General features: G+C 41.4%; 10 protein-coding genes and 1 pseudogene. 9 read left to right on the top strand and 2 right to left on the bottom strand.

The features are described 5' to 3' along the window. The first annotated feature begins 539 nt into the window (after positions 1–539). The 3 genes from LJE11_RS05310 to LJE11_RS05300 all read left to right on the top strand — a co-directional run bounded on the left by LJE11_RS05310 (position 540) and on the right by LJE11_RS05300 (position 3,729). A complete protein-coding gene (locus LJE11_RS05310) occupies positions 540–1,196 on the top strand; it encodes an IS607 family transposase (RefSeq protein WP_167338119.1) in 657 nt (218 codons plus the stop codon). Then, positions 1,126–2,289, top strand: a complete 1,164-nt coding sequence (locus LJE11_RS05305) for an RNA-guided endonuclease InsQ/TnpB family protein (RefSeq protein ID WP_044952123.1) — start codon at positions 1,126–1,128, stop codon at positions 2,287–2,289. Before LJE11_RS05310 ends, LJE11_RS05305 begins: the two co-directional genes overlap by 71 nt. Positions 2,290–2,484: 195 nt before the next feature. Further along, complete coding sequence (locus tag LJE11_RS05300; protein WP_020993915.1) at positions 2,485–3,729, top strand: serpin family protein; 1,245 nt, start codon at positions 2,485–2,487, stop codon at positions 3,727–3,729. 39 nt (positions 3,730–3,768) lie between these two features. Here the strand turns inward: LJE11_RS05300 and LJE11_RS05295 are convergent. Together LJE11_RS05295 and LJE11_RS20260 are read right to left on the bottom strand one after the other, a co-directional pair. Beyond that, positions 3,769–4,293 (bottom strand): annotated as a pseudogene (locus LJE11_RS05295) (OLD family endonuclease); the annotation flags it as partial. Beyond that, positions 4,283–4,576, bottom strand: a complete 294-nt coding sequence (locus tag LJE11_RS20260) for a helix-turn-helix transcriptional regulator (protein WP_319017571.1) — start codon at positions 4,574–4,576, stop codon at positions 4,283–4,285. The pseudogene LJE11_RS05295 and the gene LJE11_RS20260, both read right to left, overlap by 11 nt. 428 nt (positions 4,577–5,004) lie before the next feature. On the opposite strand from LJE11_RS20260, the gene mutS reads away from it, so the two are divergent. The 6 genes from mutS (at position 5,005) to LJE11_RS05260 (ending at position 14,806) form a co-directional block, all read left to right on the top strand. Next, the gene (gene mutS / locus LJE11_RS05285; protein ID WP_020993914.1) at positions 5,005–7,635 is read left to right on the top strand and encodes a DNA mismatch repair protein MutS; all 2,631 of its coding nucleotides are present in this window, start codon (positions 5,005–5,007) and stop codon (positions 7,633–7,635) included. Between the two features lie 6 nt (positions 7,636–7,641). Next, entirely contained in the window at positions 7,642–9,693 is a 2,052-nt protein-coding gene (mutL, locus tag LJE11_RS05280; protein WP_227295614.1) for a DNA mismatch repair endonuclease MutL, read from the top strand. 19 nt (positions 9,694–9,712) lie between these two features. Next, positions 9,713–10,657: a tRNA (adenosine(37)-N6)-dimethylallyltransferase MiaA gene (miaA, locus tag LJE11_RS05275; RefSeq protein ID WP_008703189.1), complete on the top strand. Its 945-nt coding sequence runs from the start codon at positions 9,713–9,715 to the stop codon at positions 10,655–10,657. A gap of 95 nt (positions 10,658–10,752) precedes the next feature. Beyond that, positions 10,753–12,027, top strand: coding sequence for a methionine gamma-lyase family protein (locus LJE11_RS05270; RefSeq protein WP_008703188.1), 1,275 nt, complete (start codon positions 10,753–10,755; stop codon positions 12,025–12,027). Further along, on the top strand, positions 12,024–13,214 hold the full coding sequence (locus LJE11_RS05265; RefSeq protein WP_008703187.1) for an NAD(P)/FAD-dependent oxidoreductase: 1,191 nt from the start codon (positions 12,024–12,026) through the stop codon (positions 13,212–13,214). The genes LJE11_RS05270 and LJE11_RS05265 overlap by 4 nt, the downstream gene beginning before the upstream one ends. Further along, on the top strand, positions 13,211–14,806 hold the full coding sequence (locus LJE11_RS05260; RefSeq protein WP_008703185.1) for an NAD(P)/FAD-dependent oxidoreductase: 1,596 nt from the start codon (positions 13,211–13,213) through the stop codon (positions 14,804–14,806). The genes LJE11_RS05265 and LJE11_RS05260 overlap by 4 nt, the downstream gene beginning before the upstream one ends. Positions 14,807–14,901: the final 95 nt, after the last annotated feature.

The raw sequence follows: 14,901 nt of genomic DNA, 5'->3' as shown, positions 1-14,901 counted from the left end.
ATATTCAAGTACTGACGAAAAAAAGCCATAAGTGACTCCAACAGCTATCATTTGTTCTGATTCTGTTTTCTACAAAAGAAATAAAAAATATTAAGATATTAGAAAATCATAGGTATATAATCTTTAACACCAAAAACCGGATTGAGTTTATTCTGCTCAATCCGGTTTTGCCCTATTCCCTTTCTCTTTTTAAAGTTTAACTTTTTCAGATGAAGAAAAAAAGGGCTGCCATATACAGAACGCTATGGAAATGTTGTTATACTATGATGCATTACAAAGCTTTTTCAGCTTTAATATATCCTGATTAGTGCTATAATATTCTAAAATGTTAATAGACATACATTTTTTATTTCCAAAATGTTGATTTCTATACATTTTTTATTTCCAAAATGTTGATGCTCGAACTATAATAGTTACTGTAGATATTTTTATATTATTTGTTGATAGGAGGATTTTATAAGTAACTGAATACATTGACTAACAGGATTAAATGTGTTTAAATATACTCAAAGGAGTAAAAGGTTATGAACACATCAAATATCACAAATTATAAGCCAAAAGATTTTGCGGAACTGTTAGGCGTATCCGTTAAGACATTACAACGCTGGGACAGAGAAGGGATTCTAAAGGCAGACCGAACCCCAACTGATAGACGTTATTACACTTACGACCAATATCTTCAATTCAAAGGCATAAATACCGAAAATGATATGCGACAAGTGGTTATTTATACAAGAGTGTCTACAAGAAATCAAAAAGATGATTTACAAAATCAAGTCGCGTTTTTACGACAGTTTTGTAATGCTAAAGGAATTATTGTTGATCAATGTATTGAAGATTATGGAAGTGGTCTTAATTATAACCGTAAAGAATGGAATAAACTGTTAGATGCAGTAATGGAGGGAAAAATCAAAACCATAATAATCACCCATAAAGATAGATTTATCAGATTTGGTTATGATTGGTTTGAAAAATTCTGTATGAAGTTCAATACGACCATAGTGGCAGTCAATAATGAAGAACTATCACCACAAGAAGAACTTGTACAGGATATTGTTTCGATCCTTCATGTTTTCTCTTGCAGGCTGTATGGACTTCGTAAGTATAAAAAACAAATAGAGAGGGATGAGGAAATTGCGAAAGAGCTTCAAGACGGAAATAAACCCGTCAGAGGAACAGAAGATCAAGATCCGTAAGACAATAGGAACTTGCAGGTTTATCTACAACTTCTATCTTGCTCATAATAAAGAACTTTATAATAATGGCGAAAAATTTATGAGCAGCAATAAGTTCAGAGTCTGGCTTAATAATGAATATCTTCCACAACATCCGGAGTATTCATGGATCAAGGAAGCTTATTCAAAAGCAGTAACGCAGGCAGTGAACAACGGACAGACCGCATTTACAAGATTTTTCAATCATGAAAGTGCCTTTCCTAATTTCAAAAAGAAAGGCAGATCTGATGTGAAGATGTATTTTGTAAAGAATAATCCAAAAGATTGTCGATGCGAAAGACATAGGATCAACATCCCGTCACTTGGCTGGGTTCGTATCAAAGAAAAAGGATATATCCCAACCACAAAAGATGGATATGTTATTAAAAGCGGTTCCGTTTCAATAAAAGCTGACAGATTTTATGTTTCCGTTCTTGTAGAGATCCCTGATAACAAAATAACTGATGATCCTAATGAGGGAATAGGCATTGATCTTGGATTAAAGGAATTCGCCATTGTTTCTAATGGTAAAACTTATAAGAACATTAACAGATCAGCAAGACTTAAAAAGCTTGAAAAACAACTTATTCGGAAACAGAGAAGTCTCTCGCGAAAATATGAAAATTTAAAGAAAGGAGAGTCCACTCAAAGAGCAAATTTACAAAAACAAAAGCGCAAGGTACAGAAACTTCATCATAAGATAGATAATATCCGCACTGATTACATTAACAAAACAATCGCTGAGATAGTAAAAACCAAACCATCTTATATAACGATTGAAGACTTAAATGTAAAAGGCATGATGAAAAACAGACATCTTTCAAAAGCAGTTGCATCACAGAAGTTTTATGAATTTAGAACAAAACTTCAAGCCAAATGCAGGGAAAAAGGAATTGAACTTCGAGTAGTAGATAGATGGTATCCATCGTCTAAAACCTGTCACTGTTGCGGTGCTGTCAAGAAAGATTTAAAACTTTCAGATAGGATCTTTAAATGCAGTTGTGGTTATGTCGAAGATAGGGATTTCAATGCTGCTTTAAATCTGAGAGATGTCACGACTTACGAAATTGCATAACGAAACGCAAACGTGAGTATGTACCGAAGGCTATTTCGGGAATTTACGACTATGGAGTGTACAAGAACCTGTGAGTAGATATGATCTCGTTCAATCCAAAGCATACACGATGAAGTAGTAAGTAGAACTCGTGAGAGTCTACATTATCTCGATGTGCGTATATTTGCACACGCTTTGAGTGGCAGGAAATGCCTTATGATAAGAAAACAACTCTTAATCGGAATACTGGCAGCTATGACTGTCGCGCTGCCAGCTGTCGGCATATATGCCGGTTCCGCAGAAGCCAGTGAAATCCAAAGCAGCAATGAAGACACGGTGTCCGGTAATAAAGGAGCCAGTATCGACAAAGCCGTGACATTACAGAATTCCGTAAAAATGACAGACCAAATCTCTGCGGCAGTCAATGGAGAAAATATTATGTTCAGTCCCACAAGCCTTAATTTTGCGCTGGGCATGATCGCAGAAGGTGCAGAAGGAGAGACAAAAGAAGTTCTATGTAATTACCTGGGAACCGATGATTTTGCATCTTATGCAAAGGAATATCTGAACAAGATTAAAGAATATAATACTGAAGATGAGAGTTACGGATATAAGTCAAAATTAAAGATTGCAGATGCAGTCTGGGTGGATAATAATCTGACATTACAGGAAGAATTTAAAAATTCAGTAACGAACGGTTTTGGGGCGGAAGTGGAAAATGTAGATTTTTCCGCTGCAGAGAAAACATGCGGTATCATTAATTCCTGGTGTGACAAAAATACGGAAGGGCTGATCCCGAAAATCATAACCCCGGATCTGATCAATGATACTACCGGACTGTGCTTAACTAATTCACTATATTTTGAGTCCGGATGGAGTGGAGAACCCTGGAATGTTTCTGATACAGAAGAGAAGTTTGGAAACAATGAAAAGACAAAATACATGACCTGTGCCGGAGACAGGTATTATGAAAATGATAAGGCAACAGCATTTGACAGAGAGTATGCAAACGGACTGAGTTTTGTCGGAATCCTGCCTGTCGATGAAGGCGATTTTACACTTGAGGATCTGGATATTGGTGGACTCCTGAAATCTCAGCCAGAGTATGACGAAGTACAATGTAAGATGCCAAAACTTGATTTTGAGACTACCGCCATCCTAAATGACATACTCTCAAGCCTGGGGCTTGATAATATATTTTCCAGCAACGCTGATTTCTCCGGTATTGCAGACAAAAATGTAAATGTAGATACGATACTGCAGAAAACAAAACTGGAACTGGATGAAAACGGCACGAAAGCAGCAGCGGTGACAGCAGTTATCATGGAATGTATGTCAGCTGTAGAGGAGAAAGAACCAGTTATCAAAAATGTGGAACTCACTCGTCCTTTTGCCTTCCTGATCTATGACAGGAGCAATAACGAAATACTGTTTATGGGAAAAGTAATGACCGTTTCCTGATGAAAAGGGGATGCCATGCGTGGCATCCCTCTTCATGAATTATTTTTTTCTGTTCTCAAAATAAACAAAACGGTCAATTGCATCCAGAATATCTTTAAAAGTATCCCTTGGAGCCTCCTCTATATAGGATTTGAGGATTTCAGTTTCGTTTTTACGGAATCTTCCGTAAAAGATATCATATAAATTATGTCCGCGGAGACAGATACGGATTTCTTCCATATGTTCTCTGATATCTGTAGTATTTTTGAGAGCATGGCCGATCATTTCTGTGAGATGCTGACCGCTTTTTAATTTGTATAGATATTCATTCCACTTTTTCAACAGGATTTCGTAGAAATCATCCTCACTTTTTATCACTCCGATTTTTTCCATTATCTTCGGATCCAGGAAATAATTCTCAAAGGAATAATACTTCAGGATCAGAACATTTTCTCGAGTCACACGCGGTAGTCTGTCCATATCCTCACGGTTACGAGCCTCATAATACCTGCACAGGGAAGAAGCCAGTTCTTCTGCATCTTTACCATCCCCATCCCGGATCATCAGGAAATTATCACGCAGATATGTCTAATATTGTGGTTTTATCACAATAACAAATATGATGTGAATCATGAAGTACACGGTATTCCCTTGGTGTACATCCATAACACTCCATAAAATATTTGGAAAAATAACTCAGGTGATTAAATCCACACAGCATGGCAATTTCCGTAATACTTTTCCGGGTGGTACACAGAAGCTGACAGCTGATTTTCAACCTGTATGCATTCAGAAAGTCAACCGGTGACTGTTGCATATAATGCTTAAAAATCTGGCAGCACTTACTAGGAAACGACTTCTGAGGAATCCGGCATAAGCTCTGTTCTGATTAAATCCAAAAAGCTCACCTCGTGTACGATTTTTATAAAAATCAAAGACTATTCTGATAGATTTCCATATATGAGAATACTATAATTATAGCATCTGCAAAAGTAAAAAATCAATCGGAAACAATGTAGTGATTGGCGCAGGAAGTGTGGTATCCAAAGATATCCCTGATAATATGATCGCAGCTGCCCTGGAAAGTAAACTGATCGTGACTACGCTGAAATAAATTATAAAGGGATGGTGAAGGAGGATGTTTAGTAACATATAGTCAACATGATAGAATAAATGTTTATACTCTATCTTGCATCTTCTATTTATTCATGTTAAAATCTTAAGATGTCAAAAATACAATATATATGAGATAAAAAACAGCAGTGAGCTGTTATGAAGATAGGAGATAACAATTAAATGGCAATGAGTCCGATGATGCAGGAATACTGCAAGACAAAGGAACAATATAAAGACTGCATTTTATTCTACCGTCTGGGAGATTTTTATGAAATGTTTTTTGATGATGCATTACTTGTCACCAGGGAACTGGAGATTACCCTTACAGGAAAAGACTGCGGATTAGAGGAGAGGGCACCCATGTGTGGTGTCCCTTATCATGCTGCGGAGACTTATATCAATCGTCTGATCGAGAGAGGACATAAGGTAGCAATCTGTGAGCAGGTAGAGGATCCTAAAAAAGCCAAAGGACTGGTAAAGCGTGAGGTTGTAAGGATCGTAACCCCAGGAACCACACTGGATGCTGCTGCTCTTGATGAGACAAAGAATAATTACCTGATGTCTATTGTGTCTATGGAAGAACATTTCGGATGCGCTATTGCAGACATTACAACAGGTGACTGTTTCCTTACAGAGGTGGACAAACCTCAGAAACTTCTTGATGAGATCAATAAATTTGTTCCTGCAGAGATTATCTGTAATGATTCTTTTTATATGTCTAATATAGATACAGATGACTTGCAGAACCGTCTTGGGATCTGTGTTTTTTCATTGGATTCCTGGTATTTCGATGACGAGTTGTGCCGCCGCACACTAAAAGATCATTTTCATGTAGGTTCTCTGGAGGGATTGGGCGTTGGTGATTATGACTGCGGGATCATTGCTGCAGGAGCTCTTTTCTTATATCTAAAAGAAACCCAGAAGACAGCCTTGTCCCATATGACAACTATCCGTCCCTATGCAGCAGAGAAATATATGCTTATCGACAGTTCCAGCCGCAGAAATCTGGAACTTGTGGAAACCCTGAGAGAGAAACAGAAAAGAGGTTCTCTTCTCTGGGTACTGGATAAGACAAAAACAGCAATGGGAGCCAGAACTCTCCGCAGTTATGTGGAACAGCCACTGATCGACAGAGATGAGATTGAACAACGTCTGGAAGCACTGGAAGAGTTAAATAAAAACGGAATGCTCCGGGATGAGATCAGGGAATATCTGGGACCTGTTTATGACCTGGAACGACTGATCAGCCGTATCAGTTATAAATCTGCGAATCCAAGAGATCTGATCGCATTTGCTTCTTCGCTGGAAATGCTTCCTTATATAAAACAGGTTTTAAAAGAATTTAAAACACCTCTGCTTCAGAAAATCTATGAGGATATGGATTCGCTGGAGGATGTGACAGATCTGATCAAACGTGCCATCGTGGAAGATCCGCCTCTTGCACAGAAGGATGGAGGCATTATTAAAGAGGGCTATAATGAAGATGTAGATAAATTCCGCCGTTCCAGGACAGATGGTAAGAAATGGCTTTCAGAACTGGAGGCCAAAGAGCGGGAGCGTACAGGCATCAAAACAATGAAGATCAAATATAATCGCGTATTTGGTTATTCACTGGAGATCACCAATACTTTTAAAGATCTGGTGCCGGATAATTATATCCGTAAACAGACGCTTACCAATGCAGAGCGATACATTACCCAGGAGTTAAAAGAACTGGAAGACCTGATCCTTGGGGCAGAGGATAAGCTGTATGCTCTGGAATATGAACTGTTCTGTGATGTGAGAGATGCAGTCGGGAAAGAAGTTATGCGGATCCAGAAGACTGCCAAGGCAGTGGCTGCACTGGATGTGTTTGCTTCTCTTGCACTGGTTGCGGAAAGAAATCATTTTGTACGTCCGAAGACAAATACAACAGGTGTGATAGATATTAAAAACGGCCGTCATCCTGTTGTGGAACAGATGATAGAGAACGATATGTTTATTGCGAATGATACATATCTGGATAACCATAAGAAAAGGGTATCCATTATCACAGGTCCGAACATGGCAGGTAAGTCTACCTACATGAGACAGACTGCCCTGATCGTACTGATGGCACAGATCGGAAGCTTTGTCCCTGCTGAAAAAGCAAACATTGGAATTGTTGACAGGATTTTCACCCGTGTGGGTGCCTCTGATGATCTGGCAAGTGGTCAGAGTACCTTTATGGTAGAGATGACAGAGGTTGCCAATATTTTGAGGAATGCAACTGCAAGAAGCCTTCTGATTCTTGACGAGATCGGACGTGGCACCAGTACATTTGACGGTCTTGCCATTGCCTGGGCTGTGATCGAGCATATCAGCAATACAAAGCTTTGTGGTGCAAAGACATTATTTGCCACCCATTATCATGAGCTTACTGAACTGGAGGGTAAAATTCCGGGAGTTAATAACTACTGTATTGCTGTCAAGGAAAAAGGGGACGATATTGTATTTCTGCGTAAGATCGTTCAGGGCGGCGCAGACAAAAGTTATGGTATCCAGGTTGCCAAGCTTGCCGGTGTTCCGGATTCTGTGATCCAGAGAGCAAAGGAACTGGTGGAGGAACTAAGTGATGCGGATATTACGGCAGCAGTAAAAGACCTGACATCTGCGAAAAAGAAAAAGCCTGTATACGATCAGATGGATATGGCACAGATGTCTCTGTTCGATACAGTTAAGGATAACGATATCATTGATGAGATAAAAGGTCTTGATATGGGGAATATGACTCCTATCGAGGCAATGAATACACTTTATAACCTGCAGAACAAGATTAAGAACAGATGGTGATAAAAGTTGAGAAAAATTGCAGTATTAGACCAGCAGACCATAGATAAGATCGCTGCCGGTGAGGTAGTGGAACGTCCGTCCTCCATTGTGAAGGAGCTTGTGGAAAATGCAATTGATGCAGGAGCAACTGCTGTAACAGTGGAGATCACAGACGGCGGCAAAAAGATGATACGTATCACAGATAATGGCGGGGGTATGGAAAGAGATCAGGTACCCCTGGCATTTTTGCGTCATGCCACCAGTAAGATTGAGAAGGTTGAGGATCTGGAACACATTGCGTCTCTTGGATTTCGCGGTGAGGCTTTGTCCAGTATTGCTGCTGTTGCACAGGTGGAACTGATCACAAAAACCCCATCTGCATTAAGCGGCATCCGTTATGTGATCAACGGTGGTGTACAGGAGTCTTTAGAGGATATGGGAGCACCGGAAGGAACTACTTTCCTGGTGAGAAATCTTTTTTACAATACACCTGCTAGAAGCAAGTTCCTGAAATCAGATACTACGGAGGGAAATTATGTCAGCACTTTGATGGAGCAGCTGGCATTGTCCCATCCTGAGATTTCTTTTAAATATATCCAGAATAAACAGGTGAAGCTTCATACTTCCGGAAATTACAATGTGAAAGATGTGATTTATAATATATATGGAAGAGATATCACCAAAGCACTTCTTGAGGTATCCTACGAGAATGATTTCATGAAGATTGAGGGTTTTGTGGGAAAACCGGAGATTTCCAGAGGTAACCGTACCTTTGAGAATTATTATATTAACGGACGTTTTGTAAAGAACCGGATCATTGCAAAGGGGATAGAGGATGCCTATAAGGGTTTTCTCATGCAGCATAAGTTTCCCTTTGTTTCTCTTCATATTCAGATGGAGGGAAATGATCTGGATGTAAATGTGCATCCAAGCAAGATGGAGGTGCGGTTTGCAAGAGGAACAGAAGTTTATGATGCAGTTTACGAGACAGTCCACAAGGCTCTTACCACAAGAGAAATGATCCAGACAGTGCCTTTTGGAAAAGAAGAACCGATTAAAAAGCAGCAGCCTGTGGTAAAACCGGGGGATGTACCGGAGCCATTTGAAACCAGACGTCGGGCTGAAATTCCGGAGTATCGTCCACAGACTGTAAATACAGCTTCCAGGGTTTCTGAGCATACCGCACTACCACGAGGAACTGTTACAATGGCAGAACAGGCAGTGCGTGAACAGCAGATCTATCAGACTAGGGATCCTCTTACCAAGGCAGAGGAACAGCTTTTTGAGGGAACACTAAGCGATAAAAAGAATGAAGAACAACCGGTATTTTCAGAGACAAAGCAGGAAATTGCAGAACAGAAAACTGCAGAATATCTGAAGACTGCTGTGGATTCAGAAGGAAACAGAAAACAGATAGAACAAAACAAAAATGTAATATCAGAAGAAATCAGACCACAGCAGCTGGAATTATTTGAGGAGAAACTTCTTGCTCCTGAATCACGAAGCCGTCATCAGCTGATCGGACAGATTTTTGATACTTACTGGCTTGTTCAGTTTGAGGATAAATTTTTTATTATCGACCAGCATGCGGCACATGAAAAGGTTTATTATGAACGTTTCGTAAAAAGGTTTCGTGAGCAGACAGTAGAATCCCAGTACCTCAGCCCGCCGCTGATCGTATCCCTGAATCTTCAGGAAGAAGCTCTTCTTAAGGCTAACCGTAAGTATTTCGAGGATTTTGGATTTGAGATTGAACCTTTTGGCGGTAAGGAATACTGTATCAATGCAGTCCCGTCCAATCTGTACGGTCTTACGGAGGAAGAACTTTTTCTGGAAATGCTTGACAATCTTGCTTCTGAGAAGGATAAGGATCCACTTGGAATCTTTGCTTCCAGACTGGCCACCATGGCATGTAAGGCTGCGGTAAAGGGAAATAACCAGATGTCCGACCGGGAAGCAAATGCCTTGATCGATGAACTGCTCACACTGGAGAACCCCTATCACTGTCCTCATGGAAGACCGACGATTATTTCCATGACTAAAACAGAACTGGAAAAGAAATTTAAACGTATTGTATAGTTTATATAAAGGAGCTATTATGAAAAAGCCACTGATCGTTCTTACAGGACCGACGGCAGCAGGAAAAACCCATCTATCCATTGCTCTTGCGAAAGCAGTAAACGGAGAGATCATTTCTGCTGATTCCATGCAGGTCTACAAATATATGGATATTGGATCAGCTAAGATCCGGCCGGAGGAGATGCAGGGAGTAAAGCATTATCTGGTAGATGAACTGCTGCCTCAGGAAGAATTTCATATCGTGAAATTCCAGCAGATGGCAAAAGCTGCCATGGAAGAAATTTATGCCAAGGGGAAAATTCCTGTTCTGGTAGGAGGAACCGGATTTTATATACAGGCTATTACAAAGGATATTGATTTTACTCAGGCAGAGCAGGAAGACGGATACCGTCAGGAGCTGGAACAGCTTGCTGCAGAGAAGGGAAATGAATATCTGCATCAGATGCTTTTGAATGTTGATCCTGTCAGTGCCGGGGAAATCCACGCTAATAATGTGAAACGTGTGATCAGGGCACTGGAGTTTTATCATCAGAACCAGTCGCCGATCTCCGCACATAATCAGGAGCAGAAGGAACACGAAACCCCTTATAATCTGGCATATTTTGTGCTGAATGTACCAAGGGAACTTCTTTATAAACGGATTGATGACCGTATTGATGAGATGTTAAAAGAGGGACTCCTTGAGGAAGTGCAGAAGTTAAAAGATATGGGATACCACAGGGGGATGGTTTCCATGCAGGGACTTGGATATAAAGAAATCCTTGCATATCTGGATGGCGAGTATCCGTTAGAGGAAGCGGTCAGGATCCTGAAAAGAGATACCAGACATTTTGCAAAACGCCAACTGACCTGGTTTCGCAGGGAGAAGGATACCATCTGGATGAATAAGGATGAATTTGACTATAATGAAGACAGAATCCTTGATGAAATGCTGAAGGTATGCAGGGACAGAGGAATTTTATAACCGAATTTTTCTTAAAAATCACTGATACAGAATAAGTGAAATTCAGAGATAAAATAAAGATAATAATGCAAACAGAAATGAGGACGAAACAAATTATGAAAGAAATGTACGCACAGCTTGGGATTTCTTCAGAGGTTTATGACTTTGGTCATAAGATTGAGGAATCTTTAAAAGAAAGATTTGAAAAATTTGATAAAACGGCAGAATATAACCAGATGAAGGTGCTTCTTGCCATGCAGAAAAATAAGGTAAGTGCCGAATGCTTCGGAAGTTCTTCCGGTTATGGATATGACGATATTGGCCGGGAAACACTTGAAAAGGTCTATGCAGATACTTTCCATACGGAAGCCTGTCTGGTACGCCCGCAGATCACATGCGGAACTCACGCGCTGGCCATTGCCTTATTCGGTAATCTCCGTCCGGGTGATGAACTTCTGGCGCCTGCCGGAAAGCCTTACGATACTCTGGAAGAGGTAATCGGCATCCGCCCGTCAAAAGGTTCTCTCGCAGAATATGGAGTAAGTTACCGTCAGGTGGAACTGTTAGAAGACGGAACCTTTGATTATGACAGCATCCGTAAAGCAATCAATGAAAAAACACGTCTTGTGGAGATCCAGCGTTCCAAAGGATATCAGACACGTCCGTCTTTCTCTGTAAAGCAGATTGGAGAACTGATTTCTTTTGTAAAGAGTATTAAACCGGATGTGATCTGTATGGTGGATAACTGCTACGGTGAGTTTGTAGATACCATTGAGCCAAGTGATGTGGGAGCTGATATGATCGTTGGTTCTCTGATCAAAAATCCGGGCGGCGGACTTGCGCCTATCGGCGGTTATATTGCAGGTACTAAGGAGTGCGTGGAGAATGCTTCTTACAGAATGACCTGTCCCGGACTTGGCAGTGAGGTAGGCGCAACTCTGGGAGTCAACCGTTCTTTCTTCCAGGGATTTTTCCTTGCACCAATGGTTACCAAGGGTGCGTTAAAGGGAGCTGTGTTTGCGGCAAATATTTATGAGAAACTTGGATTCCCGGTAATCCCGGATTCCACAGAGCCACGTCAGGACATCATTCAGGCAGTAAGCCTTGGCACACCGGAAGGTCTGATCGCGTTCTGTAAGGGTATTCAGGCAGCGGCTCCGGTTGACAGTTATGTAGATCCGGAGCCATGGGATATGCCCGGATATGACAGTCAGGTTATCATGGCAGCAGGTGCTTTTGTACAGGGCTCTTCCATCGAGCTTTCCGCAGATGGTCCGATGAAGCCTCCATATGCAGTGTATTTTCAGGGAGGACTTACCTGGGAACATGCAAAACTGGGTGTTCTGATGTCCCTGCAGAAAATGGTTGATAAAGGACTTGTAACTTTATGAAAAAAAGACAGGTAGTAATCACAGGAGCAGGAGCCTGTGGACTGATGGCAGCGATCATGGCGGCCCGAAACGGGGCAGCAGTCACTGTTCTGGAACAGAACGAGAAACCCGGAAAGAAAATCTGTGCTACAGGAAACGGCAGATGTAATTTTTCCAATCTTGCAAGACCGGATGATGCATACAGAGGCGAACATCCGGAATTTGTCGAAGATGCACTCAGAGAGTTTTCTGTCGAGAATACCATTGAGTTTTTCAAAGAGATAGGAATCTATCCTTTAAACAGGAACGGCTATCTTTATCCGAGAAGCAATCAGGCGCAGAGTGTTGTAGATGTACTGTGTATGGAGGCTGCCAGTCTGGGTGTGAAAATAAAGACAAACGAACAGGTTACAGAAATAAAAACCGGGACAAATGAAAAGAATTTTCAAATCCTGACAAAAGGATGGCACTATGATGCAGATGCACTGATACTTGCCAATGGATCCCGGGCATCTTCTGTTTCAGGTTCAGACGGCAGCGGATATATGCTGGCAGAGAGCTTTCAGCACCGCATTGTCCCGGTTTATCCGGCACTTACTGCCCTGAAATGTAAGGGTTCTTCTTTTAAGGCATGGGCAGGCGTACGTACAGAAGGAGAGATTTCTCTTTTTACAGATGGGAAATTCTGTAAATCTGAACATGGCGAGCTGCAGCTTACAGAATACGGAATCTCCGGAATCCCAGTGTTTCAGCTCAGCACTTATGCAGTACGTGCAGTCAGAGAAGGACATAAAGCAGAGCTCCGCATTAATTTCATGCCGGAGCTGTCAGAAGAAGAATTAAAGAAACTTCTGTATGCACGAAAGAAGGCATGTCCCTATAAAAAAGAAAAAGAACTCCTGGTGGGACTTTTCCCGGAAAAGCTTATCAAAATCCTTATATCACAAAAACAACTGGTTTCTGCCATAAGGGAATTTCCTCTTGAAGTGCAGGATGGTATGTCATTTTCACAGGCACAGGTCTGCTCCGGGGGAGTAGATACCTCACAGGTAAATTCTCAAACCATGGAGTCAAAGCTCTGTAGGGGTCTGTATTTTGCAGGGGAGCTTCTGGATATTGACGGTACATGCGGCGGATATAATCTGCAATGGGCATGGAGCAGCGGCGCAGTGGCCGGCAAAAATGCAGCAAAGGAGGAGAAAAATTGATTCGAATTTCACAGCTGAAACTTCCAATCACACATACAAAGGCACAGCTCGAAAAAAAGATTGCAAAAACATTAAAAAATCCCGGAAACAGTTTTACTTACGAGATAAAAAAGCAATCTCTGGACTGCAGACACAAAAATGACAAAATCTTTGTATATACTGTAGATGTAACGATCAGAGATGAACAGAAACTCGCCAAAAAAGTTAACAATAACAACATTATGTTAACAAAAGAGAAACCATATGAATTTCCCTCTCCGGGTGAGACACCTCTTTTACATTCTCCCGTTATTGTGGGAAGTGGTCCTGCAGGGCTTTTCTGCGGATGGTATCTTGCGAAGGCCGGATATTGTCCAATAATACTTGAACGCGGAGAAGAGGCTGAGAAACGTCAGAAAACAGTAGAGAATTTCTGGAAAAATGGTGTTCTTGACCCTGAGTCCAATGTACAGTTCGGAGAGGGCGGCGCCGGCACCTTTTCCGACGGAAAGCTGAACACGCTGGTAAAAGATCCTTACGGACGTAATCATGAGGTACTGAAGCGTTTCGTAGCTGCCGGCGCACCGGAAGAAATTATTTATCAGCAGAAACCACATCTGGGAACAGATGTGCTGGTTGGTATCGTTGAAAAAATGCGTCATGAAATCGAAGAAATGGGAGGAAAATTCTGCTTCCGTTCCAAGGTGACAGATCTGATTTTTGAGAACAATACATTAAAAGAAATTGAGATCAACAATGATAAGAGAATCCCTGCACAAGTCTGTGTACTGGCACCAGGACACAGTGCAAGAGATACTTTTGAAATGTTACAGAAACGTGGTGTTTATATGGAGCCAAAGTCATTTGCAGTGGGGCTGCGTATTGAACATCCTCAGGAAATGATCAATATGGATCTTTATGGAGAGCCTGAGAATGAATTACTTGGTGCAGCCAGCTATAAAGTAACCCATAAGTGTGCAAATGGCAGAGGTGTTTATTCTTTTTGTATGTGTCCGGGCGGATATGTTGTAAATGCATCCTCTGAACCCGGTCGTCTCGCAGTGAACGGAATGAGCTATCAGGCACGTGATTCCAGAAATGCAAACAGTGCCATGATCGTCACAGTCACACCAGAAGATTTCCCGGATAAAGGAATTCTTGGCGGCGTAGAATTTCAGCGTGATCTGGAGAAAAAAGCATGGGAGCTCGGAGAAGGAAAAATTCCTGTTCAGCTGTTTGGTGATTTTTGCAAAAATCAGGCAAGTGAAGCATTAGGAGAGGTTACTCCTTGTATGAAGGGAGAATATATACTGACAAATGTACGCTCTGTTCTGCCAAAAGCAGTAGGCGATTCTATTGAAGAAGGTGTCAGAGCCTTCGGAAAACGAATTTCCGGATTTGACAGAGAGGATGCACTGCTCAGTGGCATTGAAAGCCGTACTTCTTCTCCTGTAAGAATCGTACGTGATCAGGAGCTCACAGCAAATATGGCAGGAATTTATCCATGTGGCGAAGGTGCCGGTTACGCAGGCGGAATCACAAGTGCTGCCATGGATGGAATCAAAGTTGCTGAGACTGTATGCCGAAAATATGCGGCTATAAAAAATAATTGATCTCTTAAGCGGGATATTACCGATAACCAGTAATCCAGTAACGTTACTGTTCACTCCGTTCACAGTAACGTAGCCAAAATTCATTCCAGATTGCC

Source organism: Blautia sp. DFI.1.216 (genome assembly GCF_020594215.1).
Lineage (GTDB): Bacteria > Bacillota > Clostridia > Lachnospirales > Lachnospiraceae > Blautia_A > Blautia_A wexlerae.
Note: the sequence above shows the minus strand (reverse complement) of the source record. Positions and strands in the feature narration are given on the sequence as shown.